Genomic DNA, 22,952 nt, shown 5'->3' on the forward strand with positions numbered 1-22,952 from the left:
GGCTATCTTCCTGCCGTTGTGCCGTCATAGTTGCTGCGGATAACATCCGAGTCGAGGGGACATCCGGCGCAACCTAGAACCGTGCCTGTTGGCGTCAGGTTAAGGAAGCGATCGGTTTCGATACCAGGGGTTCTTTTATGACTTTCGCATCACGCCTTGCTGCGCTCGCGCTCGCCGCGATGGTCGGCTGGATCGTGCCGGCCTCCGCCCAGCAGGCGCCGCCGCCCAACCTGCCGCCGCCACAGCGCTCCCCGACGCCCAACACCTATGGGCCGGACGAGCTGGTGACCGCCGGTCATCGCTTCTTCGGCAACGTCTCGCGCGGACTCGCCTCGATCATCGAGAAGGCGGTCAGCCAATGGGGTCTGCCCAACGGCTATATCCTGGGTGAGGAAGGTTCCGGCGCCTTCGTCGCCGGCCTGCGCTACGGTGAAGGCACGCTCTACACCAAGAACGCCGGCGACCTGCGCGTCTATTGGCAGGGCCCCTCGCTCGGCTTCGACTGGGGCGGCGACGGCGCCCGCACCATGACGCTGGTCTATAACCTGCCCGCCACCAACGCGATCTACCAGCGCTTCGCCGGCCTCGACGGCTCGGCCTATATCATCGGCGGCTTCGGCATGACGGCGCTCACCGCCAACAACATCGTGCTGGTGCCGATTCGCTCCGGCCTCGGCCTGCGGCTGGGCGCCAATATCGGCTATCTCAAATACACGCCGCGTGCGACCTGGAACCCGTTCTAGGTCTCCTCTCCCAGCTGGGTACGGATCAAGGTTAACGACAGAGCGGGGCTGGCTTTTTGCCGGCCCGCCATGGCATTGTCGTTGGTAAATTTTTCCTTAGCTCTGGGAGTTTTGGCCCATGGTCGAACCGATCATGTACCTGGCGATCGGTTTCCTGCTCTCGATGCTGTGCGGGCTTGCCCTCGTGCCGCTGGTGCATAACCGCGCGGTGCGCCTGACCACGCGCCGGCTCGAGGCCGCCACCCCGCTGTCGATGGCCGAGATCCAGGCCGACAAGGACCAGCTCCGCGCCGAATTCGCCATGTCGGCGCGGCGGCTGGAGATGAGCGTCGAGCAGCTCAAGAACAAGACCACGAGCCAGCTCGCCGAGCTCGGCAAGAAGAGCGACGCCATCAACCGCATGAAGATCGAACTGGGCGAGAAGAACGCCACGATCTTCGCACTCGAGGCGCGCGAGAAAGCGGTGAAGGAGCAGCTCCGCGCCACCGAGGAGGAGTTCAACGCCAAGACCGAGGCGCTGCACGCCGCCGAGCTGGCGCTGAGCGACAAGCAGGCCGAGCTCGCCAAGATCAACTCTGAACTGTCCGACCGTTCGATCATGGCGGAGAGCCGCCAGGTCGAGCTCGTCGCCGTGCGCGCGCAGATCGAGGAATTGAAGAACCGCGTCGGCGATGCCGAGAAGGAGTTTGCCGCGACGCAAGCGCGCCTTGCGCACGAGCGCACCGAATCCGAGACCGCCTCGCGCGAACTCGGCGAGGCGCGCGGCCGCGTCGAGAATTTGAGCCAGCGCGTCACCGAGCTCGATCGCCAGCTCATCGTGCAGGTGAAGGAGGCCGAGATGCTGTCGGGCCGCGTCGCCGACCTCGAGGGACGTCTCGCCACGCAGGGCAAGCTGCTCGCCGAACGCGACTACGAGAACAACCAGCTCCGCCAGGCCAATGAAAGTGCCGAACGCACCGTCAAGGAGCTCCGCGTCGAGATCGCCGCCTTGAGCGGCGGCAAGTCGTCGGCCGCGTTCGAAGCGCTGCGCGCGGAGAAGACCGCGCTGGAAGAGCAACTCCGTACCGCGCGCGACGAGCGCGCAAAGCTCCAGCGCGACATCAACGCGATCCAGCAGCAGGCGGAGAGCTCCTGGGCGACCGAGCGGATGGAGAACGCGCTGCTGCGCGAGCGCATCAACGACATCGCCGCCGAGGTCGCCAAGCTCGCGATGCAGCTCGAAGGCCCGAACTCGCCGATCGAGGCGCTGCTCGCGGCCGAAGCGGGCCAGCCGCCGAAGCCGGCGCCGCGCCCGGCCAACGACGCCGCGAGCAACGGCGCGGCCGGTAGCACCCTGCCCGAGGGCGGCGGAACGCTCGCCGAGCGCATCCGCGCGCTCCAGGCCCACGCCTCCCGCGCCCGCCAACAGGGCGCGTAATCGGGCCAAAACCCGCCCCACCAGCGAATTGCCTGGCTTGCGGCAGGTTTTCCGGCCCCACGGCGCCTGGAAACTTGACACCTTGGGCCCGCACTTCTAAATCGCGGGCTCCGATCTGCCGGCCGGCCGAAAGTCCGGCCGCCTGCATGATGGTCCCGGGCGCATAGCTCAGCGGGAGAGCGTTCCCTTCACACGGGAGAGGTCCAAGGTTCGATCCCTTGTGCGCCCACCATTTTTCTTCCTGAACCACCCAGTTTCGAGCGATCGCGGCCGCCTGACGGCCCACTCGCGGCTGTCCGGACCCGTCTCATCAAAAAAATGGAAAAACAACCCCATGCACAGTAGCGGACGCGAGCGGAAACAATGGGTTACGAATTTTCCGAATTTCAGTTGACGCGTCGGGCAAAACACGGGCAGGATGGCATGATCCGGAGAGAGGCCTGCGTGAGGCTCTAATGAGCCATCAGGACAGGCAGATCCGCATGCTCCATGATATAGCTGGTCGCCCCGCCGAATATCATTTGCCGCAACCTGGTGCGGGTGAAGGCTCCCTTGATCAGGAGATCGCAGCCTTGAGCCCTGGCGGCATCGAGGACCGCCTCTCCGGTCTCGCGATTCTCCAGTCCAACCCTCGTCACATGGGCTGCAATGTCATTGTACCGCAATTGCTCGACGATCCGATCGGCAGATGGTCCTGGTACCCCCTGGCCGCCAATGACGGTTAGGACCGATACCCTTTCGGCCACACGGAGCAACGGCATGGCAAATGCGTTTGCCCGAGCTTGCTCGGTACTACCATTCCAGTGGATCATGATATTTGTCGCGATACTTCTTGGTGCATTCGATGGCGTCAGTAGGACGGGCCTGCCGCTCTCAAACAGCGCGGATTCAATCGCGCGACGGTGAGGGCTCGGAGCATCAATGTCAGACCGTGCCATCACGATCAGATCGAAAGCGCGCCCATAACTTCCGACAACGTCTTCGCCCTCCGGCGCGGTCTCCAGCCAGCCGAAGCATGGTCCACGCGATCCCGCAGTGGCTCGAGGAATATCGTGCTTCAACATGAATGCTTCGAAAAAGTTGCGCATGTCGTTCAATTCGGCTTCGGTCTTAACTTGATACGAATCTAAAAGGACGCCGGTGGCCAATTCCGCGGCTACATATTGAGGCATGCCGAAGCGGAGTGGAAAGCCTTCGATATAGGCGCCGGAACGTTGCGCGAGGCCTACGACGACATCGAGCGTGGATGTCATCATCGAAATATTTCGAAGCGGGACCAAGAGCGTCTTCATTTTGAACCCCCGGTGTTTTCGGTGAACATTGACGCAGGATGCCTAATTTCACTTGGGACGGCGCCTAGGAGATTACACCTTGCGAGCCGTTCCGGTTTGTCATCGACGACGAGAATGGTTGCAGTCATGCCGCTTGCTCGAGCCTTGTATCGATCTCCTGGCGCAGCGCCGCGAAGTCGATAGGTTTGGTCAACAGGTCGGCTGCGCCGTTCTCCAGCGCTTTGCGCTTGGTCTCGGCGTCACCGTAGGCTGTGATCATGATGACCGGAACATCGGGGCGGGCGGAGCGCACGATAGATAGCATCTCCAGCCCGCTCATTCCGGGCATGTTGATGTCAGACAGGATCAGGATCAGGGTGGCCTCCTCAATCTCGACTGCACGCTGCAGGGCCGCCGGTGCCGACGGGGCAAATTCCATGAGGAAACGACCGGCGCGCAGATCACGTCGGAACTGCTGGCGGAATAGCGCCTCGACATCGGGTTCGTCGTCGACGACCATTATATAAACGCTCAACTTCTGCCTCCGGTCTACAATGGTGCCGCCAGCGTGCGCGGCAGCGTAATGATGAACTCTGTATAATCGCCAGCCTCGGTCTCGACCTCGATGCTGCCGCCGTGTTGCTTCACAATGATGTCGTGGCAGATTGAAAGGCCAAGCCCGGTACCTTCGCCTGCGGGCTTGGTGGTGAAGAATGGATTGAATATTTTCTCTCTCAAGTCGGCCGGGATGCCCGCGCCATTATCGCGAATCCGGATTTCGACGGCGCCGCCGAGATTTGTGGTCGTCGCGCGCAGCCTTGGCTCGAAGCCGCCACCGGCGGCGTCCTTTTGTTTGCTAGCCGCGTAGAATCCATTTGAAATGAGGTTGAGGAACACCCGCGTGATTTCCTGCGGATACAGGTCGAGCGCCCCCGCGCTGGGATCGAGATTCCTTTCAAGCTTGATGTTGAAACCTGCCTTTTCAGCGCGCGCGCCGTGATAGGCAAGGTTGAGACTTTCCTCAACGATGGCGTTGATATCGGCCGAACGGCGCTCGCCAGAACCCTCGCGCGAGTGAAGAAGCATATTCTTGACGATGGAATCAGCGCGCTTTCCGTGCTGCACGATCCTTTCCAGGTTGCCTTGTAGCATGCGTATCAGCGCGTCGATGTCCTGCCTTGCTGCCTCGCCGAGGGCGGCTGAGCGCAGCCCGTCGCCGAGCTCGTCAATCAGTTCGGAGGAAAGCGCAGCAAAATTATTGACGAAATTGAGCGGGTTCTTGATTTCATGTGCGATGCCGGCGGTGAGTTGCCCGAGCGAGGCGAGCTTCTCGGTCTGGATCAACCGATCCTGCGCGTTTCGCAATTCCTCGAGCGATTGCGACAATTCCATAGTTCGCTCGCGCAGTTCATTCAGCAGGCGTGCATTCTCGATCGCGATCACACCCTGATGCGCGAAATTGGACACGAGCTCGACCTGTTTGTCCGTGAAGGGCTTAACCTCCTGGCGGAAGATCGTGATGGCGCCGATCAGCTCGTCTTCCCTAAGCATGGGCACGATGACGAGGGTCCTTGCGCCAGCAAGGTCGGCAAGCGCGCGAACGTTCGGGTTGCCTTCGACGTAGGGCGGCTGCGTTCTGATGTCGTCGATATGAACCATCTGATGAGTTTTCTCGACGGTGCCGAGCCCGCTCGCGGGATGTGGGCGAATGCTCTGGTGCAGCCGGGTCTCAACATAAGCTGGCGGCGCGTTGTGCAATGCGACCGTACGAAAGCCGCCTTCCTCGTAGAGATTCATAGTGCCGAAGCCGGCGCCGCAGATCCGTGTCGCATTCTCCAGCATCTTGTGGAAGACCGGAGTCAGTGCGCCCGATGAAGCGCTTATGATTTCCAGCACCTCCGACGTTGCGGTCTGCCGCTCCAGCGATTCGTTCAATTGCTCGAACAGACGCGCGTTGCCGATGGCGATAACGGCCTGATCTGCAAAAGTCTGGAGCAGGTTGATCTGCTTCTCGCCGAATGGACGAACCTCGGTGCGACGGAGCACGATCGCACCCATGCTCTCGCCTTCGCGCAACAGCGGCACGCTTAGAACAGTCCGAACGTTGGAGCGAAGCGCATATTCCCGTCCTGTCGGGAATTCGTCCCCTTCGGGCCCAAGCAGGTCGTGCACGTGAACGGTGCGGCGGTCGCTGATGGCCCGGCCGCTGGGCGATTGCACACTGATCGATCGTCGGCTCCACACCACGGGAACTGGTCCATGGTGCGCCTGGACAACGATGTCGTCGCCGTCCCTCAGAACGACTAGCGCATCATATGCCTCGCAAAGCCCGCATGCGCTTTCCACAATCGCTTCGAGCGCCGGACCGACTTCAGTCGGCGAGGAAGCTATAACCCTCAGGATATTGGCGCTGCCGGTCTGGTACGTCAGCGCCTCGGACAGATCCCGCGTCCTGCTTTGCAATTGTTCGAAGAGCCGTACGTTCTCGATGGCGATCACGGCCTGATCGGCAAACGTGGCGACGAGCTCGATCTGCTTTTCCGTGAAAGGCTGCACGCGCTTGCGAGCGATCACGATTGCGCCGATCGGCTCATTCTCGCGCAGGAGGGGAACACCGAGCGCCGTGCGCTGACCAGCCATGGTAATCGACTCGCGCAGGCCATATTCGGGATCGGCAGCGACGTCGAGGATCTGCACCGGACGGCGCTCGAGTACGGCCCGACCTGTGACCGTGCTCCGTCCGGGGATAATGGGGTGAGCTTGCAGATACTCGCTGTATTCCTCGGAAAACCCGACCGCGGCACCGGCGTGATATTCATCACCTTCGCGGCGCATGATGAACGCCATCTCCGCTTCGCACAGCCGTGCCGCCGAATCGACCAGCGTGTTGAGCACGGTTTGCAGGTCGAAGGTCGAGCGGCTGATCACCTTCAGCACATCGGCCGTCGCGGTTTGCTGTTGGAGCGATTCGGCGAGATCGCGCGTCTTCGCCTGGACCTCATCGAATAGCCGGACATTCTCTATGGCGATGACGGCCTGATCGGCGAAGGTCTGCAGAAGCTGCACATGATGTGGAGCGAAGGTGCCAGGCTCGACTCGCGTGACGCTGATCATGCCGATCACCACGCCGCCGGTCGTGAGCGGAACGAACAGCATGCTGCGAAAGCCGCGGGCGCGCGCGATAAATTTGATTTCGGTCGTCAGCGCCTCAGTGTCGGGGGTCGGTACCACCTTACCCGCCTGCGTTCTTGCGAAACTCTCAAAATCGGCAATCGGCCTCGGAAACATGTTCTGCAAAGCCGCATCGGCGGCAGGATTCGTCGGCGTGAATGCCGCCAGATGGGCCATGCCGTCGATGAAACGGAATACGGTCGTCGAAAAGCCGCCGAGCAAGGCATTGGCCCGCCTCGCGATTGCATCGAATACCGGCTTCACCTCCGATGGCGAACTGGCAATGATCTTGAGAATGTCCGCGGTGGCGCTCTCGCGATCTTGTGCGGCGCGCAATTCGGCCAGCAGCCGCGCGTTCTCTTGCTGCAAATCCGCCACCACGTCCTGAGGAAGCGCGGCCATCATGAAAATCCACGTCGCCAGCCGGTTCGGGGTCGACGTCAAAATCTGATCAAGAAACCATTGCGAATTATTCCACTGTCGGGTGCTTCCGACCAGACTTATCGTTAGTTGATTTTCAATCGACTACGCGTCAATTCGCCTCCGCGATCGACCGAACCGGCGAGTTCCACCAACTGCCGCTGCCGTCGACTTCCCTCATGCGGCATGATGGCAGGCCTTGACGAGCCGCTGGACCCAAGTGCTGCGCTAAGTGCGGCGCCCGCAAGATCCCAGCAACCAGCGTGCAACGATGACCGCACCGTTACCGGTGCAACCACCGAGCTGGAGGGAAGCTCTTGCGCAAAGCGGCATCCTTCGGACATGAAGTCCCGTGGTCATGCCCTTTTACTTACCCCGATATCGGAGCGCTTCCACGAGCAGCGAGAAGGCCGGCGAAGGCTGGCGCCGACTGGGATAGTAGAGATGGTATCCCGAGAACGGCGGGCACCAATCGGAGAGCACGCGGACCAGGCGGCCCTGGGACAGGTAGGGCTGCACATGTCCTTCCGTGAGGTAGGCGAGGCCCAAACCCTTCAACGCTCCGTCCAGCAGAAGTCCCGCGCTGTTGAACACGAGCTGGCCCTCCACCCGCACATTGAGCTCCCGCCCGTTCTTTTCGAATTCCCAGGCGTAGAGGCTGCCGCCGTGCGTCGGCAGGCGGAGGTTGAGGCAATTGTGGTGAGTTAGATCCTGCGGCGTCTTCGGTCGCTTGCGTTCGGCGAAGTATGAAGGTGACCCGACGACCGCCATCCGGAGGTCGGGGCTGACGCGCACGGCGATCATGTCCTTGGCGACGAGCTCGCCGGGACGGATGCCCGCATCAACCTGCTGCGCCACGATGTTGGTGAGCCCGTAGTCGATGATCACCTCGACATGGATATCCGGGTACTTGGGCAGGATCTTTCGGAGCGCCGGCAGCAGGATCTCGGCGGCGGCAAACTCCGTCGCCGTCAGCCGGATGGTTCCGGCAGGCTTTTCGCGCAATTCGCTGAGCGCAGCGAGATCGGCATCCATCTCGGTGAACTTCGGGCCGACGCTGAGGAACAGCCGTTCTCCGGCCTGAGTCGGTGTGACGCTCCGCGTCGTCCGGTTCAACAATCGTACGCCGAGCCGCTCCTCCAGATTCCGGATGATCTGACTGAGCGCGGATTGCGTCATGCCGAGCTTTGCCGCAGCGCGCGTGAAGCTGCGCTCCCTCGCCACTGCGAGGAAGGCGAGGAGATCGCTGGCATCCTCTCTGTTCATTCATAAGCCTGGCTAATGACCGCATGCGAAATCTATCACCTAATCGGTAAGCTGCGGAAGTCTTAGGTTCGGATCAGCCATCGGGTGGCAGGGCGGCTCCAGAACGAAGGCAAGGACCTATGACAGAAGCAATCGAGCTCCCGAACGTCGTCAGCGATGCGCAAGACGCCGATCGCCTGCGCCGACGCAGCACGAGCTCTGAGCTCGCATGTCGGTAACAGCCATTCGAGAGGCCGCTGCGCCGCGCGGCGTCGCCAACCTGATGCCGATCATGGCGGTGGTGTTCGTTGCCTTCCTGGTCATCGGCGTCGCGATGCCGGTCCTTCCGCTTCATGTCCACGATGGATTGAGCCTGGGTACCTTCGTGGTCGGCCTCGTCGCCGGCAGCCAGTTCGCCGCTTCGCTGATCTCGCGACCGTGGGCTGGCCACTTCTCGGATCGAAGCGGCGCGAAGCGCGGCGTGGTCGTCGGCCTGCTCGCTGCCGCGGCCTCCGGACTGCTTTATCTGGCTTCTCTCGGCTTCGCCAACACCCCGCTGGCGTCAGTCTCCATACTGCTGCTCGGCCGTGGCCTGCTTGGCGCGGCCGAGAGTTTCATCATCACCGCTGCGGTGAGCTGGGGACTGGCGCTCGCCGATTCCGGCAGCACCGGCAAGGTCATCGCCTGGGTCGGCTCGGCGATGTTTGCGGCTTTCGCGATCGGCGCGCCCGCGGGATCCGCGCTCTACGCCGCCTACGGCTTCGCGGCGATCGCGACCGCCGCTGCGGTTGCGCCGTTACTGACGCTCCTGCTCGTCGTCCGGCTCCCCGCGGTCCCTCCCCTCCACCACCAGGCCCACACCTCCTTCGCCGAGGTGTTCGGTGCCGTCTGGCTCCCGGGCTTGGGCTCGGCACTCGGCAGCGTCGGCTTCGGCGCGGTCACCACATTCGCCGCGTTGTTGTTCGCGAACCGCGGATGGGCCAACGGATGGCTGGCCTATTCCGCTTACGCCATCGCCTTCATCCTGGCGCGGGTGTTCTTCAGTCATGTGGCCGATGTGCTCGGCGGAGCAAAGGTCGCGCTGGTCTGCGCGGGAATCGAAGCCGCCGGCCAGGCGCTGATCTGGCTTGCCGTCCGGCCCGAGATGGCGCTCGCCGGCGCCGCGCTCACCGGCTTCGGCTTCTCGCTGGTCTATCCGGGGTTCGGCGTCGAAGCCGTGCGCAGCGTTCCCATGCAGAGCCGCGGGCTCGCCATGGGAGCATACACGGCGTTCCTGGATCTCGCGCAAGGGCTCGCGAGCCCGGCACTCGGATTGATCGCGACCGGCGCACGACTGAACGTCGTCTTTCTCGTCAGCGCCGTGACCGTGCTCTGCGCAGCCCTGGTGGCGCTGTGGCTGATGGCGCACCCGACAAGCTTGGAAGGAACCCCGTCATGAGGATGCTCGCGACCTTGCTTTCATTGTGTCTGTTCGCCGGCGCTGCCGCCGGACAGACGTCCATCGCAGGAGTAAATCCAATGCCAAAGCCGGAAGACGTCCGCGCCGTCGCTCCCGCCCTCGAAGGCTATGCGCAAAAATTCGTTCTCGGCGATCTCTGGAAACGACCGGGGCTGTCGCGGCGGGATCGCAGCATCGTCACCGTCGCCGCGCTGATCGCGCGCGATCAAACCGTCGAGCTGCCGTACTACCTGAACCTCGCGCTCGACAGCGGCGTGAAGCCGTCGGAGATATCGGAGATCATCACGCATCTGGCCTTCTACACCGGCTGGGCGAACGCAATGGATGCGATCCCGGCGGCGAGGGAGGTGTTCAGGAGCCGCAACATCGGGGCCGATCAGCTCCCGCCGGCCTCGGGGCCGCAGCTGCCGCTCGATGAGACCGCGGAGAAGCAGCGGGCGACGCGGGTTGCAGAGCAGTTCGGGCAAATCACGCCAAGCCTGGTCCAGTACACGACCGACGTGCTGTTCCGGGATCTCTGGCTCAGGCCGGCGCTGGCGCCGCGCGACCGCAGCCTGGTCACCGTGAGCGCTCTCATCGCGACCGGCCAGGTCGCGCAGATCACCTATCACCTGAACCGCGCGATGAACAATGGGTTGACGCGGGAGGAAACCGGCGAAGTGCTCGGCCATCTCGCCTTCTACGCCGGCTGGCCCAACGCATTCTCCGCAGCGCCAGTGATCAAGGACGTCATCGAGAAGCGTCCGCGCTGAGCGGAGACACACCGTGATCACACGACGGGACGTACTCATCGCCGGCAGCGCCGCCGCCACTCTCGGAATTCAGAGGGTGCAGGCGCGCGCGTCCGAAGCACAGAAGGAGGCTCAAATGGAAATCGACATCAAGAGAAACGGGTCTCGGCCCTCGCAGAAGGGCTCCCAAGACTGGTTTACCGGCAGCGTCCGCATCGATCCGCTGTTTCAGGCGCAGGATCCGGCTCGCACTGGGGCCGGCCAAGTCACGTTCGAGCCAGGTGCCCGGACTGCCTGGCACACGCATCCACTCGGGCAGACGCTGATCATCACGGCCGGACTCGGCTGGGTTCAGCGCGAGGGCGGCCCGATCGAGGAAGTCCGCCCCGGCGACGTCGTTTGGTTCCCGCCCGGACTGAAGCACTGGCATGGAGCTTCGCCGACGACGGCGATGACACACATCGCAATCCAGGAGTCCTCCGGCGGCAAGAACGTGGATTGGCTGGAGAAGGTGAGCGACGAGCAATATCGGAAGTGATGCGCAGGCGCTGTAGAGTACGTCCAGTAATCCGGAGAAACAGCGCATGGCGATCGTATTCATCACGGGCAGCACGGACGGTCTCGGCCGGGCGGCGGCACAATCACTCCTCGATCAAGGTCACCGCGTGGTGCTGCACGCACGATCGGTCGATCGCGCCGCGGCGCTTGGCGTGCTCAGGTCGCGTGCTGCCGGAATGGTGGTCGGCGATCTCAGAAGTGCGGCTGAGACGAAGAGCATCGCGGACCAGGTCAATGCGATCGGCCGCATGGATGCGATCATCCACAACGCCGGCGTCTACACCCAGCGGAGCCGCGGCTCGACTCCGGAAGGCCATGCGAGCACGCTGGCGATCAACACGCTTGCGCCGTACATGCTGACGGCACTGATCGAGCGGCCCCGCCGACTGATCTACCTCAGCAGCGGGCTGCACCGCGGCGGCGAGGGCTCGCTGGATGACCTCGACTGGAACAGGCGCGCCTGGGATTCGGCAAAGGCCTACGCCGACAGCAAGCTGCACGTGGTCGCCCTGGCGTTCGCGTTGGCGCGGCGCTGGCCCAACGTCCTCAGCAACGCCGTCGATCCCGGATGGGTGCGCACGAAGATGGGTGGTGCGAGCGCCCCGGTCGATCTCGACACCGGGCAACGGACTCAGACCTGGCTGGCGGTGAGCGAGGATTCCGCGGCCCTGGTCAGCGGGCGCTACTGGCATCACCTGCGGCAGGAGGAGCCAGCCGATGAGGCGACGGACCCGGGATTTCAGGAGGACCTCATCGCAAAATTGGGCAAGCTGACGGGCGTTGAACTCCCACAGGTCTAGGCGGGGGCCATAGACCGATGCGCTCGCTACGCGATCGACAGGATTTCGATCTCCTGGTTGCCTGAACCAACGACATCGCCGACCGCCTTCCCCATCAACGATCTCGCGACCGGCGAGACGAAGGAGATCGACCCTGCCTTCGGATCGGCCTCGTCCTCGCCGACGATGCGATAGGTTTGCACGCGGCCATCGGCGCGGCTGAAGGTCACCGTGCTGCCGAACGCGACTGTGTCGATCGAGGTCGGATCGGAAACGACCTGCGCCGTGCGCAGCCTTTCCGTCAGATAGCGGGCATCGCGCAAGGGCACGGCCGATTGCCGGCGCTTCTCGTTGACGTCCTCGATGGCTTGCGCGGCTTCATAGGCCGCGCGCGCCTCGGCAAGCTGAGCCTGCAATAACTGCAAGCCTTTTTCCGTCACGAGGTTTGGATGCGGCGAGATCGGGCGATCCGGCAACAGCGTCTCGGACGCGGTTTCGGCGCTCTCTTCCTTGGTAAAGGCGACGCTCAATTTCAAAATCCTGTCGAACTTGTTTTGGCTAATGGCGCGACGCTCGCGCCGCCCGCCGATTGCCCTGACTATATCTCAAGTTCGACGAAGCGGCGCAGCTTGAAGACGAGGTCCGGCAGGGCCTGGCGGAACCGGGTCGCGTTCCGGAACGTGGTCGAGAACGGCGCGAAGGTGATCATGGCGTTCCAGTGCCGGTAGCCATAGACCGTGACCGAGACGCCGGTCGCCGGAAAATTCTCGATCTTGCGCAATTCACCAAGCACGAGATCGGCAATTGCTTCCGCAGGCAGCAATTTCTTGCCGTCTCGTGTGGTGGCGATTTTCGGAGGTGGCGCGACCGGCTTGGTCTCGGCTGGTACGGCTTCGGGGGCCGGCTCAGACTCCGCCGGCTCCGCATCGGTGCTGGACGGCTCGACCGCCTCGAACCCGTTCGTCGGCGCTGTCGGAGGAGCCTCGGTGAGCGGCGGCGGCGTCACGACGTCCGCGCGCTTGTTGCCTCCAAGGATGCTGGTGATCATGGCCACAAGGCCAGCATCCTTCCCGTCGTCACTCATTCCTTCCCCCGGACTTAAGCCTAATCTAGCACCGCGCGCCACAATGTATGTGGTTGGATCCCATGGCCAAGGCCATCCTGCAATGGGCAACGGCGACGCAGCCTCTGATCCGGTCGCGCCGCCATGCGATCCGCTACCGCTTATCGAACGGAATGTATTGCTGGTACTGCTTGGGCACCGAGCTGCGGTAGCGCGCGGGAACGGTGCCGGTGTCGATCGAATGATCGATCTCCTGCTGCCGCGTCATCTTCTTCTTCGCCGGCTTCTTCAATGCGCTCTTCTTGGAATCGGTCGGCTGGCTGGAGGTGTCGGTGGTCGCAGCCGGTGCCGTCGTCGCGGCCGGCGCAGTGGTTGTCGCGGCAGGTGCAGCGGTTCCGCCGGCGGCCGGCGCGCTCTGCGCCAGCGCGAGCGGCGTTTGCATCATGAGCACCAGCGCTGCCGTTGCAGCCAGCAAATATGATTTCTGCATCAGAACCTCCAAAATGCCTGATCCGAATGAGGCAAGCCTAGTCCCACGGGATCGAGGCGTGCAAGGTCGTTGAGATAGGTCGGAACCTGTGCGCGAACTGTGGTGGAGATCACATTGTCCGGCGCCGGCTGCGTCACGATGTACATTATGTCGAACGCATCCCGCGTCGCGGACACCAACACAGCATGACCATGCGTCAGACAGCCACGGGAACGCCAAGGCACGGCCGTTCCACCATGCTCGAAGGAGATTTGAAATGCGTCGCACCATCCTCACGCTTGCATCGTTCGCAACCGTGATCGCAGCGTCATTGTCGGCGGCGCCGGCCCAGGCCGCAAACGACAGATACTGCCTGCAAGGCCGCCAGTGGGGCTATCCCGGCAATTGCCAGTTCGCGAGCTATCAGCAATGTGCGGCCACCGCCTCCGGCACGTCGGCCTATTGCGGCATCAACCCGCGCTACGCGTACTCGCAGCCGTACTATTACTGACGACCTGACGAGCTGGCGGCGTGCGTGACCGCGCACGTCGCGCTGCTCTATGCGCGAATTCCGAGGCCGGTCCCCTGAAGCCGCGTCGCGAACCAGCGCGACAGCGCCTCGTCGACGAGGCCGCTGACGTAAACCTCCGACATCGTCACGTGGTGCGCGTCCAGCACCAGCAGCAAGCCGATCCAATAGGGAAACCAGACATGCACGTCGGTCAGCGCCCTCAGCTTGTGCTGATCGTGCTCGAGCGGCGTGTGATTGCTCGCCTTGCGGATCTCGACAGTGAACAGATTGTTCGGGATCTCGCGCTGGTGCACGGCGACATCAGGATAGATCGATTTGCCGAGATGGTCGTCGGTCGAGATGATGCTGCCGTGCGGCAGATGCAGCGTGCGCTCGCCGAGCCGGTCGTAGTTGCAGTCGACTGACCAGCCGGAGAACTGCTTCTCCAGGTGCACGGCGAAGCGGTGCGTGATTGCGCGCTCGCCGACGTCCTTCTCGAACAGGAAAGCTTCCTGCGCGTAGAAGTCCCGGAGCGCCGCGATCACCTTGTTCAGCTCGGTCTGCATCGTGCCTCCGGGCTCACGGCGCTCCGTCTGTTGACGCCCTACATCTGAACTTCGATCAGCCGCGGGCCGGGCTCGGCGACGGCCTCAGTCAGCGCTTTGTTTAGCTCGTCGGCATTGGTGACGGCGCGGCCGGGCACGCCCATGCCCTTCGCCAGCGCGACGAAATCCAGCGTCGGCCGATCGAGCCGCAGCATGTCGTTGGCGCGCTGGCCGGGCTCGCCGGCGCCGACATTGTCGAACTCGCCGCGCAGGATCTGGTAGATGCGGTTGGCAAACACGATGGTGACGATGTTGAGGTTCTCGCGCGCCTGTGTCCACAGCGACTGGATCGTGTACATCGCGCTGCCGTCGCCGACCATGGTGATCACCTTGCGGTCCGGACAGGCGATCGCGGCGCCGATCGACAGCGGTGTCGAGAAGCCGATCGAGCCGCCCATGTTCTGGAGCCAGTCGTGCGGGGCGGCTGCCGCCGTCGGCGGGAAGAAGCCGCGGCCGGTGGTGAGGGATTCGTCGACCATGATCGCGTTCTCGGGAATCGCACAGGCGATCGCCTGCGCGATCGAGGCGAAGGTGAGCGCGCCGGTCGGCTTGACCAGTTCCTGCAACGCCAGCGGCTTGACGTCCCTAGCGCTGGCCTTCACGGCGCCGGCAAGCGCTTCCAGCGCCGCGACCGAGTTCTCGCCCCAGGAGGTCATGCGATGGACCTCGCAGCCCTGGGGCTTGAGCATGCTCGGCTTGTTCGGATAGGCGAAGAACGCCACGGGATCGTCGGACTCGACCAGCACGATGTGACGGAATTTTGCCAGCATCGGCAGCGCGTTCTCGATGACGTAATGGATGCGGTCGATCGAGAAACGGCCGCGGCCGCGCGCCATCTTCGGACGGAAGGTCGGGCCCATCACTGTGCAGCCGGTCTTGCCGGCGATGCGCTCGGCCAGTGCCAGGCCGTGCTCGCTCAGCGCGCTGCCGGTCATCAGCAGCAGCGTGCCCTCGCCGTCGCGATGCAGGATTTTTGCGGCCTGCTCGACCGCCTGCGGCGAATAGCTCGCCCGCTGCTGCTCAGCCGGAAGATCGGCGACGCCGTCGGCTTCGTTCCAGGCGGTGTCGGCAGGCAGGATCAGGGTCGCGATCTGCGGCGGCGCGCTTTTGGCGGCGGCAATCGCAGCGGCGCCGTCGGCAGCAACCGATTTGGAATCCGGCGAGGTGCGGACCCAGGATGACATCGGCCGGGCCAGGCCCTCGATGTCGGAGGTCAGCGGCGCGTTGTAGCCGATGTGGTAGACCGCGTGCTGGCCGACGATGTTGACGATGCCGGAATTGGCCTTCTTGGCGTTGTGCAGATTGGCAAGGCCGTTGGCGAGACCGGGGCCGAGATGCAGCAGCGTCGAGGCCGGCGTGCCCTTCATGCGGAAATAGCCGTCGGCGGCGCCCGTCACCACGCCTTCGAACAGCCCGAGCACGCAGCGCATGCCCGGTACGCGGTCGAGCGCTGCGACAAAATGCATCTCGGAGGTGCCGGGGTTGGTGAAGCAGACGTCCACCCCGCCCTTGACCATTGTCCGCACCAGGCTTTCCGCACCGTTCATTCCAAGGCTCCCACGACCGGCATTATCCAGATATCGGTTCGATCAATCATTGTTCGCGCGTGCCGTCAAAGCAATAGCCGCCATCGCTGCCCTGCCCCGCGTGACGACGCGCCGGCTTGGCTAATTCTTTTTCTTTTCGGCAAATTGGCGTGGTTGCCGATTTGGTAACGCCAATCGTTAAGCATGGTGTTCCTCACGGGGCCGTGGCTTGCGGAAAGCCTGCAAATATGGCCTGTGGCTGTCATTGAATCGATTTTTTGCTGGGGGAGACAATGATCCGGTTTTTTGCCGCGCCGATCGCCGCCATCGCACTGCTGTCGGCCATGGCGGGCGGCGTGCTCGCCGAAGAGTTCGACACGCGCGACATCATGGGTGGCGGCCCGAACTTCTTCCGTTCCGGCGCAAATCCCGTCCCCCGCACCACCGTCATCTATAACGGCAATTACGCGCCCGGCACGATCGTGGTGAACACCGGCGAGCGGCGGCTGTACCTGGTGCTCCAGAACGGCCAGGCGCTGCGCTACGGCATCGGCGTCGGCCGCGACGGCTTCCGCTGGGGCGGGGTGCACAAGATCACCGCCAAGAAGGAATGGCCGGCCTGGACGCCGCCGTCGCAGATGCTGGCCCGCCGGCCCGACCTGCCGCGCCACATGAAGGGCGGCCTCGACAATCCGCTCGGCGCCCGCGCGATGTATCTGGGCTCGACCCTCTATCGCATCCACGGCTCCAACGAGCCGGAGACGATCGGCCAGGCGGTGTCCTCGGGCTGCTTCCGCATGACCAATGAGGACGTCACCGATCTCTACAGCCGCGTCGCGGTCGGCACCACCGTGGTGGTGCTGAACAATTAGGCCGCTACAGCGGGAACCCGCGAGGCGCGTGAATTTGCGGGCTTGTGCGCGCGACGCGAATGCGGCAGCGTCGCACGACAATGAGCGCATTGAACCTGACCGCGCCCGCCTTCCGCATCGCCCTCTTGGCGCTCGCCGCGCTCACATTGGTGCCTGATACCGCTACCACGGCCCGCGCGGGTGAACTGCCTGCGATCGCCTCGCGCCAGCGCTCCGAGAAGAAGAGCTTTACCGACGGCGAGATCGTCGAGGGTTTTCTCAAGACGGCGTTCGGCGCCGAGTACCACCTCGCCGGCCGCGTCGACCGCATCCGCAAGTTCGACGGGCCGGTGCGCGTCTACGCCGAGGGCGACCGCGCCGATCGCAAGACGCAGCTTGCGAAGGTCGTGAACGACATCGCCACGCGCGTGCAGCATCTCGACATCGCCATGACCACGACCAGCGAGGCGGCGAATGTGCGGGTCAAGCTCGTGCGCGACCGCGATCTCTACCGCACCCTCACCAGCTTTTACGGCGCCGAGAAGGCGCGCGAGATCCGCACCTCGCTGGATCCGCAATGCCTGTCCGGCTTCCGCAAGAACGATAATTTCGAGATCGAGCATTCCGACGTCATCCTCACCGTCGACAACGGCGATTTCGTCTTCCTCGACTGCGCCTATGAGGAGCTGCTGCAATCGCTCGGTCCCATCAACGACACCGCCAGCGTGCCGTGGACCATGTTCAACGATAACGTCTCGATGGGCTATTTCGACGTCTACGATCAGTACATTCTCAATCTGCTCTACGATCCCCGCATCAAGGCGGGCATGACGGTGGCGGAGGTCAAGGCGCTGCTGCCCGCCGTGCTCAAAGATGTGCGCGCCTGGGTGAAGCGAGTGAATGATCTGAAGGAGTGAGATGCTTCTTTTCCCTCTCCCCTTGTGGGAGAGGGTGGCTCGCCGCATCGCGGCGAGACGGGTGAGGGGTTGTCTCCGCGAGTTCAATTCTCATTTGAGTATGCGGAGAGAGAGAGAGACCCCTCATCCGGCGCTTCGCGCCACCTTCTCCCACAAGGGGAGAAGGAAGAAAACACCTCTCCGCCCTACTGCACGAGATCGGCAACGGTGGTTGCGGCCTTCAGGCCCGTGCCGGTGAGGACGGCAACTGTGGTTTCGTTCACCTTGATGGCTCCGGCAGCGGAGAGTTTGTCCAGCGCGGCGGCTGCGCTGGCGCTGGTCGGCTCGGCGAACAGGCCTTGCCGCGCAAGACGCCGCAGGGCGGCGACGATCTCATCCTCGGTGAGCGCGACGGTGCCGCCGCCGCTCTCGCGCAAAGCGCCGATGATTTCGCGCAGACGCAACGGATTCTTGATGGCGGTGCCTTCGGCGATGGTTTTGTGCACCTCGCGCGCGACAGGCGTATCCACACCGGCCTTGAAGCTCGCATCGATCGGCGAGCAGTTGAGCGGCTGCGCCGCGAACAGGCGCGGCAGTTTTGCGATCTGACCGGCCCTCAGCAACTCGCGGAAGCCGAAGGCGCAACCGAGCAGGCTGCTGCCGGCCCCGACCGGAACGATGACGTTGTCGGGCGCGCGAAAGCCAAGGTCTTCCCAGATCTCATACGCAAGCGATTTGGTGCCTTCGAGGAAGAACGGCTGCCAATTGTGGCTGGCGTAAAACGTCTGATGCGACTGGCGGATGGCCTCGGCTTCCGACTCCTCGCGCGGGCCCTCGACGAGCTGCACCGCGGCACCATAGGCGCGCACCTGCGCGATCTTGGCCGGCGAGGTCGAGGCGGGCGCGAGGATCTTCACCCGCATGCCGCCGGCGGCACCGAGCCCCGCCATCGACGAGCCACCATTGCCGGAGGAGTCCTCCAGCACCGCATTGACGCCGATCTGGCGCAGGAAGGATAGCATCACGGAAGAGCCTCGGTCCTTGAAGCTGCCGGTCGGATTGAACCATTCCAGCTTGAACAACGGCCGCAGCTCGCCCCACTGCTGCTGGACCAATGGCGTGCAGCCCTCGCCGAGCGTGATCGGATTCTTGATCTCGACCGGCAGCGCGGCCCGGTAGCGCCAGAGCGAGCGCGTGCGGGGCTCGATGTCCTCGCGCGAGATACCGGCTCCCGGCGTCACCAGCAGTGGCGTGCGCTCGTCCGAGCACCAGCGCGGCTGATCCAACGGATAAAGTTGTCCGTTGCGGGGGTCGATGTAGCTGGCGGCGGGCATGGCAGTCTCCTGGGCAAGGGCGATCCGCACGATTGGCCTGATGTCACGTCTTGTCGAGAACCTGACACCCCGTCGCGCGAAACGACGCAGCCCCTTGAAAACATGAAAAATAGAAATATTTCAATTCCTTAAACTGGCCGCACAGGCAGAGCGGCGAGGTCGGCCAACGCGGGCGCGCGGTGTCAAACGGAGGGCCTGCCGGCGCGTTGACCGACGGGAATTTGGCAACAAAGACCCTGCCCGTCCGGCACGATTAACTTGTCTGTCGTCGCCGGCCGCTACAATATGTTGGATTGAGCTCGCGTCGCCGGTGTCCTCGACTGGCAACGCGACCGAGCCAGGCCCGTCCGAACGGCGGGCCGTTGGCTTTTTGGGAGCCTGGACATGAGCCGCGCGAATCGTACCGACCACATCCGCCTGACCTCCCATCCGGAGCCAGGCCGGAAGGCCGCCTTCCCGATCCATTGGGGCGCCGCCGACGCGCGCGCCCGCGGGCCGATCATCGGCACGGTGTCGCGCGCTGGGGATCGCAACGTGATCGGCAGCCATGGCGGATCCTATGCGATGTACCGGGCGCTCGCGGTGTCCGCCGGCGCGCTCGATCCGATCAGGCGTCCCGACCTCACCAACACGTTCCCGGCCGCGACCATCGGCCCGTTCCCGCAATGGAGTGATCCCACAAAAATCGTGGCGCTCGATCCCTGGGGGCATCTCGTCGCCGAGAATTTTCGCCGGGAGATCGCCGAAGGCGCCGATATCAGGCCGAGCATCGCGGTGACGCGAGCGCGCCTTGACCTGCCGGAGATCCGCGAGGCGCTAGCCGCAAAGCGGCTGCGCGCTGACGGCGAGGTCGTGCACGCCAATGGCAGCGTGTCGGTCGTCAAGATCGCGATCGATCCGGTCTGGCACCTGCCCGGCCTTGCGCAGCGCTTCGGCACCAGCGAGACCGAGCTGCGCCGCACGCTGTTCGAGCAGACCGCCGGCATGTTCCCCGAGCTGGTGACGCGGCCGGATATGAAGGTGTTCCTGCCGCCGATCGGCGGCACCACCGTCTACATGTTCGGCGACGTCAGCAAGCTGCCGGACCATCGAACCAAGATCACCTGCCGCGTGCATGACGAGTGCAACGGATCCGACGTGTTCGGCTCCGACATCTGCACCTGCCGGCCCTATCTCATCCACGGCATCGAGGAATCCGCGCGCGGCGCGCAGGAGGGCGGGCTCGGGCTCGTGGTCTACAACCGCAAGGAAGGCCGCGCGCTCGGCGAGGTCACGAAATTCCTGGTCTACAATGCGCGCAAGCGCCAGGAGGACGGCGACGCGGCCGCGGCCTATTTCGAGCGCACCGAATGCGTCGCAGGCGTCCAGGACGCGCGCTTCCAGCAATTGATGCCGGATACCATCCACTGGCTCGGCTTGACGCGCATCGACCGCTTCCTGTCGATGAGCGACATGAAATACGATGCGCTGACCTCGCAAGGCATCGACATCGTCGAGCGCGTGCCCATCCCGCCGGAGCTGATTCCCGCCGACGCCTATGTCGAGATCGCCGCAAAGAAGGCCGCGGGCTATTACTCGACCGACATCGCGCCGGAGAAGGACGTGAACGGCGTGGTCGGCCGCTCGCTGGAAAAATACTGATCGCGCGATGGCGGACGCTTTGGAACGAGAGGCGCGCTCGCTGCTCACCGCAGCGGCGGTTCGCGCGCGGGCCGCGCAGATGCTCGAGCTCGGCCTTGCCGGCGGGCTGAGCCATTTCACGATCGATCTCGACCGCATGGACGGCGCTGCGGAGGCGGTGCTCGCGGTGACGCGCAAGGCCTATCCGACGCTGGACGTTCCCTTCCATGCGCGGTGGCGGCATTTCGTGCTTGGCGGTGTCGATCGCTGGGCGGAGCTTGCGGACGCTGCGTCCTGGTCCGATCGCGCGGCGCGGGCGCGCGCGGAGTTCGACCTTGCCATCGTCAGCGTGCTGCTCGATGCCGGCGCGGGTGCGGCGTGGCGATACCGTGACGCGGTGACAGGAGAATGCATCGGCCGGTCGGAGGGGCTCGCGATCGCAAGCCTCGACATGTTCGCTGGCGGCCTCTTCTCGCGCGATGCCGGCACGCCGTTCAGGGCCGATGCGGAGGTGCTTGCGCAACTGCCGCTGGCTGCGCTCACATCCGCGTTTCAGGCAAGCGACGCCAATCCGCTGCTCGGCCTCGACGGACGCACCGATTTGCTGCGGCGTCTCGGCAAGCTGGTGGCGGAACGGGCTGAGGTTTTCGGCCTGCGCGATACGCCGCGGCCTGGCGGCCTGTTCGATCACATCGCGGCGCAGGCGAATGGCGGCATCATCGCCGCTCCGGCAATCCTGTCGGCAGTACTGAACCAGCTCGGACCGATTTGGCCATCGCGGCTCGAGCTAGCGGGAATTCCGCTCGGCGATTGCTGGCGCCATCCGGCGATCGAGGCCGATGACGCGACCACCGGTCTCGTACCGCTGCACAAGCTGTCGCAATGGCTGAGCTATTCGCTGATCGAGCCGCTCCAGCGCGCAGGCTTCGATGTGACCGACATCGACGGCCTGACCGGGCTGGCCGAATACCGCAATGGCGGACTGTTCATCGATCATGAGGTGCTGCACCTGCGCGATCCCGCGGACGCTGCGCGCGCGCATGCGGTGGACTCGCTGCTCGTCGTCGAGTGGCGCGCTCTCACTGTTGCCCTGCTCGATCGGCTGGCGGAGCGCATCCGCGCCAAGCTCGGCCGCACGCCAGAGACGCTGCCGCTCGCCAGCATCCTGGAAGGCGGCACCTGGGCAGCGGGCCGCACTATTGCCTTCGCGCGCCGGCCCGATGGTTCGCCGCCGCTCAAGGTGATCAGCGACGGCACGGTTTTTTAACCCTCTCCCCTTGTGGGAGAGGGTGCCTCGCGACAGCGAGGCGGGTGAGGGGTTCTCTCCGCGAACCCATCTCTCAGTGAAGTTCGCGGAGACGACCCCTCATCCGGCGCTTCGCGCCACCTTCTCCCGCAAGGGGAGAAGGAAGAAAGGCATCCCATCATGCAAGGCGTCACGATCGTCGATCACCCGCTGGTGCAGCACAAGCTGACGCTGGTGCGGGACAAGTCCATCTCGACCAAGTCGTTTCGCGAGCTGATCAAGGAGATCGGCATGCTGCTCTGCTACGAGGTGACGCGCGATTTGCCGCTCACCGACGTCGTGGTCGACACGCCGCTGGCGCGGATGCACTCGGCCAAGATCGCCGGCAAGAAGCTGGTGTTCGTGCCGATGCTGCGTGCCGGCACCACCTTCGTCGACGGCATGATGGACCTGGTGCCGACCGCGCGCGTCGCCCATATCGGACTCTACCGCGAGCCGCACAGCTTTGCCGCGGTCGAGTACTTCTTCAAATCGCCGTCCGATCTCGGCGAGCGCCTGGCGATCGTGGTGACGTCGGTGGTCGCCACCGCCAATACGGCCGTGGCCGCCATCGACCGGCTGAAGGAGCGCGGCGCCAAGGATATCCGCCTCGCCTGCCTGATCGCCGCGCCGGAAGGACTTGAGCGGCTGCGAGGTCTGCATCCGGACGTACCGATCTGGACGGCGGCAGTGGATGAGGGGCTCGACGAGAACGGCTTCATTCTACCAGGCCTCGGTGACGCCGGCGACCGCGCTTACGGGACGAGGTAGTTCAGAGCACGATGATGTTAGGTTCGGTCGGCTGTCCGTGGCTTACCTCTCCCCAGCGGGGAGAGGTCGGATTGCTTTGGCGCGCAATTGCGCGCCTGAGCAATCCGGGTGAGGGGCCACGGCGCTCTACTGTAACCCCTCACCCGGATCGCATCTTTCGATGCGATCCGACCTCTCCCTACGGGAGAGGTGATTCGAGTTCTGGGCTCGCACCAATTCAAGCAAAG

At 64.1% G+C, this 22,952-nt stretch carries 22 protein-coding genes and 1 tRNA gene; 13 read left to right on the plus strand and 10 right to left on the minus strand.

Going from position 1 to position 22,952, the window contains the following annotated elements:
- Window positions 1-137 precede the first annotated feature (137 nt).
- The 3 genes from ACR9YP_RS38150 to ACR9YP_RS38160 all read left to right on the plus strand — a co-directional run bounded on the left by ACR9YP_RS38150 (window position 138) and on the right by ACR9YP_RS38160 (window position 2,392).
- Window positions 138-743: a DUF1134 domain-containing protein gene (locus ACR9YP_RS38150; RefSeq protein WP_091893924.1), complete on the plus strand. Its 606-nt coding sequence runs from the start codon at window positions 138-140 to the stop codon at window positions 741-743.
- Window positions 744-861: 118 nt separating this feature from the next.
- A complete protein-coding gene (locus ACR9YP_RS38155) occupies window positions 862-2,160 on the plus strand; it encodes a hypothetical protein (protein ID WP_474218514.1) in 1,299 nt (432 codons plus the stop codon).
- A 157-nt stretch (window positions 2,161-2,317) separates the two neighbouring features.
- Window positions 2,318-2,392 (plus strand) — tRNA-Val (locus ACR9YP_RS38160).
- Between the two features lie 220 nt (window positions 2,393-2,612).
- On the opposite strand, the gene ACR9YP_RS38165 is transcribed toward ACR9YP_RS38160, so the two are convergent.
- From ACR9YP_RS38165 to ACR9YP_RS38180, 4 genes are all read right to left on the minus strand, one after another.
- Window positions 2,613-3,452 carry a universal stress protein gene (locus ACR9YP_RS38165; protein WP_370986153.1) on the minus strand — a complete coding sequence of 280 codons (840 nt, stop codon included), beginning with the start codon at window positions 3,450-3,452 and terminating at the stop codon, window positions 2,613-2,615.
- A gap of 124 nt (window positions 3,453-3,576) precedes the next feature.
- Window positions 3,577-3,966, minus strand: a complete 390-nt coding sequence (locus ACR9YP_RS38170) for a response regulator (protein ID WP_474218515.1) — start codon at window positions 3,964-3,966, stop codon at window positions 3,577-3,579.
- A 14-nt stretch (window positions 3,967-3,980) separates the two neighbouring features.
- Window positions 3,981-7,004, minus strand: a complete 3,024-nt coding sequence (locus ACR9YP_RS38175) for a GAF domain-containing protein (protein WP_474221184.1) — start codon at window positions 7,002-7,004, stop codon at window positions 3,981-3,983.
- A gap of 384 nt (window positions 7,005-7,388) precedes the next feature.
- A complete protein-coding gene (locus tag ACR9YP_RS38180) occupies window positions 7,389-8,288 on the minus strand; it encodes a LysR family transcriptional regulator (RefSeq protein ID WP_128931664.1) in 900 nt (299 codons plus the stop codon).
- 208 nt (window positions 8,289-8,496) lie between these two features.
- On the opposite strand from ACR9YP_RS38180, the gene ACR9YP_RS38185 reads away from it, so the two are divergent.
- From ACR9YP_RS38185 to ACR9YP_RS38200, 4 genes are all read left to right on the plus strand, one after another.
- On the plus strand, window positions 8,497-9,705 hold the full coding sequence (locus ACR9YP_RS38185; RefSeq protein ID WP_474218516.1) for an arabinose transporter: 1,209 nt from the start codon (window positions 8,497-8,499) through the stop codon (window positions 9,703-9,705).
- Complete coding sequence (locus ACR9YP_RS38190; protein WP_438104869.1) at window positions 9,702-10,478, plus strand: carboxymuconolactone decarboxylase family protein; 777 nt, start codon at window positions 9,702-9,704, stop codon at window positions 10,476-10,478. Before ACR9YP_RS38185 ends, ACR9YP_RS38190 begins: the two co-directional genes overlap by 4 nt.
- Window positions 10,479-10,599: 121 nt before the next feature.
- Complete coding sequence (locus tag ACR9YP_RS38195) at window positions 10,600-10,995, plus strand: (R)-mandelonitrile lyase (RefSeq protein WP_370986503.1); 396 nt, start codon at window positions 10,600-10,602, stop codon at window positions 10,993-10,995.
- 46 nt (window positions 10,996-11,041) lie between these two features.
- The gene (locus ACR9YP_RS38200) at window positions 11,042-11,815 is read left to right on the plus strand and encodes an SDR family NAD(P)-dependent oxidoreductase (RefSeq protein WP_474218517.1); all 774 of its coding nucleotides are present in this window, start codon (window positions 11,042-11,044) and stop codon (window positions 11,813-11,815) included.
- Window positions 11,816-11,841: 26 nt separating this feature from the next.
- Here ACR9YP_RS38200 and greA read toward each other — a convergent pair whose 3' ends face one another.
- The 3 genes from greA to ACR9YP_RS38215 all read right to left on the minus strand — a co-directional run bounded on the left by greA (window position 11,842) and on the right by ACR9YP_RS38215 (window position 13,347).
- Window positions 11,842-12,324 (minus strand): transcription elongation factor GreA, encoded by a 483-nt coding sequence (gene greA / locus ACR9YP_RS38205; protein WP_438104873.1) that lies wholly within the window; start codon window positions 12,322-12,324, stop codon window positions 11,842-11,844.
- Between the two features lie 68 nt (window positions 12,325-12,392).
- A complete protein-coding gene (locus ACR9YP_RS38210; protein WP_370986160.1) occupies window positions 12,393-12,878 on the minus strand; it encodes a hypothetical protein in 486 nt (161 codons plus the stop codon).
- A 133-nt stretch (window positions 12,879-13,011) separates the two neighbouring features.
- Window positions 13,012-13,347: a hypothetical protein gene (locus ACR9YP_RS38215; RefSeq protein ID WP_438104876.1), complete on the minus strand. Its 336-nt coding sequence runs from the start codon at window positions 13,345-13,347 to the stop codon at window positions 13,012-13,014.
- Between the two features lie 256 nt (window positions 13,348-13,603).
- Here ACR9YP_RS38215 and ACR9YP_RS38220 point away from each other — a divergent pair, with 256 nt between their 5' ends.
- Window positions 13,604-13,837 carry a DUF3551 domain-containing protein gene (locus ACR9YP_RS38220; RefSeq protein ID WP_370986162.1) on the plus strand — a complete coding sequence of 78 codons (234 nt, stop codon included), beginning with the start codon at window positions 13,604-13,606 and terminating at the stop codon, window positions 13,835-13,837.
- Window positions 13,838-13,884: 47 nt separating this feature from the next.
- Here the strand turns inward: ACR9YP_RS38220 and ACR9YP_RS38225 are convergent, their stop codons facing one another.
- Window positions 13,885-14,403, minus strand: coding sequence for a hypothetical protein (locus ACR9YP_RS38225; protein WP_474218518.1), 519 nt, complete (start codon window positions 14,401-14,403; stop codon window positions 13,885-13,887).
- Window positions 14,404-14,441: 38 nt separating this feature from the next.
- Window positions 14,442-15,989, minus strand: a complete 1,548-nt coding sequence (locus ACR9YP_RS38230; protein WP_474218519.1) for an acetolactate synthase large subunit — start codon at window positions 15,987-15,989, stop codon at window positions 14,442-14,444.
- Between the two features lie 272 nt (window positions 15,990-16,261).
- On the opposite strand from ACR9YP_RS38230, the gene ACR9YP_RS38235 reads away from it, so the two are divergent.
- Both ACR9YP_RS38235 and ACR9YP_RS38240 read left to right on the plus strand, forming a co-directional pair.
- Window positions 16,262-16,840, plus strand: a complete 579-nt coding sequence (locus ACR9YP_RS38235; protein WP_128941481.1) for a L,D-transpeptidase — start codon at window positions 16,262-16,264, stop codon at window positions 16,838-16,840.
- Window positions 16,841-16,920: 80 nt separating this feature from the next.
- A complete protein-coding gene (locus ACR9YP_RS38240; RefSeq protein ID WP_438104883.1) occupies window positions 16,921-17,736 on the plus strand; it encodes a DUF2927 domain-containing protein in 816 nt (271 codons plus the stop codon).
- 185 nt (window positions 17,737-17,921) lie between these two features.
- On the opposite strand, the gene ACR9YP_RS38245 is transcribed toward ACR9YP_RS38240, so the two are convergent.
- Window positions 17,922-19,049: a threonine synthase gene (locus ACR9YP_RS38245; protein WP_474218520.1), complete on the minus strand. Its 1,128-nt coding sequence runs from the start codon at window positions 19,047-19,049 to the stop codon at window positions 17,922-17,924.
- A gap of 384 nt (window positions 19,050-19,433) precedes the next feature.
- Here ACR9YP_RS38245 and ACR9YP_RS38250 point away from each other — a divergent pair, with 384 nt between their 5' ends.
- The 3 genes from ACR9YP_RS38250 (at window position 19,434) to upp (ending at window position 22,725) form a co-directional block, all read left to right on the plus strand.
- Window positions 19,434-20,690: a GTP cyclohydrolase II gene (locus ACR9YP_RS38250; protein ID WP_474218521.1), complete on the plus strand. Its 1,257-nt coding sequence runs from the start codon at window positions 19,434-19,436 to the stop codon at window positions 20,688-20,690.
- A gap of 7 nt (window positions 20,691-20,697) precedes the next feature.
- Window positions 20,698-21,936, plus strand: a complete 1,239-nt coding sequence (locus ACR9YP_RS38255) for a URC4/urg3 family protein (RefSeq protein ID WP_474218522.1) — start codon at window positions 20,698-20,700, stop codon at window positions 21,934-21,936.
- A gap of 159 nt (window positions 21,937-22,095) precedes the next feature.
- Window positions 22,096-22,725 carry a uracil phosphoribosyltransferase gene (gene upp, locus ACR9YP_RS38260; protein WP_091881044.1) on the plus strand — a complete coding sequence of 210 codons (630 nt, stop codon included), beginning with the start codon at window positions 22,096-22,098 and terminating at the stop codon, window positions 22,723-22,725.
- Window positions 22,726-22,952: the final 227 nt, after the last annotated feature.

This window comes from Bradyrhizobium sp. BR14999 (assembly GCF_056106085.1).

Bases quoted from the DNA above. Each gene is read 5' to 3' on its own strand.
- ACR9YP_RS38235 (WP_128941481.1), top strand. From the start codon at position 16,262: ATGATCCGGTTTTTTGCCGCGCCGATCGCCGCCATCGCACTGCTGTCG.
- ACR9YP_RS38220 (WP_370986162.1), top strand. From the start codon at position 13,604: ATGCGTCGCACCATCCTCACGCTTGCATCGTTCGCAACCGTGATCGCA.
- ACR9YP_RS38250 (WP_474218521.1), top strand. From the start codon at position 19,434: ATGAGCCGCGCGAATCGTACCGACCACATCCGCCTGACCTCCCATCCG.
- ACR9YP_RS38185 (WP_474218516.1), top strand. From the start codon at position 8,497: ATGTCGGTAACAGCCATTCGAGAGGCCGCTGCGCCGCGCGGCGTCGCC.
- ACR9YP_RS38245 (WP_474218520.1), bottom strand. From the start codon at position 19,049: ATGCCCGCCGCCAGCTACATCGACCCCCGCAACGGACAACTTTATCCG.
- ACR9YP_RS38155 (WP_474218514.1), top strand. From the start codon at position 862: ATGGTCGAACCGATCATGTACCTGGCGATCGGTTTCCTGCTCTCGATG.
- ACR9YP_RS38190 (WP_438104869.1), top strand. From the start codon at position 9,702: ATGAGGATGCTCGCGACCTTGCTTTCATTGTGTCTGTTCGCCGGCGCT.
- ACR9YP_RS38175 (WP_474221184.1), bottom strand. From the start codon at position 7,004: ATGGCCGCGCTTCCTCAGGACGTGGTGGCGGATTTGCAGCAAGAGAAC.
- ACR9YP_RS38215 (WP_438104876.1), bottom strand. From the start codon at position 13,347: ATGCAGAAATCATATTTGCTGGCTGCAACGGCAGCGCTGGTGCTCATG.
- ACR9YP_RS38150 (WP_091893924.1), top strand. From the start codon at position 138: ATGACTTTCGCATCACGCCTTGCTGCGCTCGCGCTCGCCGCGATGGTC.
- ACR9YP_RS38230 (WP_474218519.1), bottom strand. From the start codon at position 15,989: ATGAACGGTGCGGAAAGCCTGGTGCGGACAATGGTCAAGGGCGGGGTG.
- upp (WP_091881044.1), top strand. From the start codon at position 22,096: ATGCAAGGCGTCACGATCGTCGATCACCCGCTGGTGCAGCACAAGCTG.
- ACR9YP_RS38210 (WP_370986160.1), bottom strand. From the start codon at position 12,878: ATGAGTGACGACGGGAAGGATGCTGGCCTTGTGGCCATGATCACCAGC.
- ACR9YP_RS38200 (WP_474218517.1), top strand. From the start codon at position 11,042: ATGGCGATCGTATTCATCACGGGCAGCACGGACGGTCTCGGCCGGGCG.
- ACR9YP_RS38240 (WP_438104883.1), top strand. From the start codon at position 16,921: ATGAGCGCATTGAACCTGACCGCGCCCGCCTTCCGCATCGCCCTCTTG.
- ACR9YP_RS38225 (WP_474218518.1), bottom strand. From the start codon at position 14,403: ATGCAGACCGAGCTGAACAAGGTGATCGCGGCGCTCCGGGACTTCTAC.
- ACR9YP_RS38180 (WP_128931664.1), bottom strand. From the start codon at position 8,288: ATGAACAGAGAGGATGCCAGCGATCTCCTCGCCTTCCTCGCAGTGGCG.
- ACR9YP_RS38255 (WP_474218522.1), top strand. From the start codon at position 20,698: ATGGCGGACGCTTTGGAACGAGAGGCGCGCTCGCTGCTCACCGCAGCG.
- ACR9YP_RS38165 (WP_370986153.1), bottom strand. From the start codon at position 3,452: ATGAAGACGCTCTTGGTCCCGCTTCGAAATATTTCGATGATGACATCC.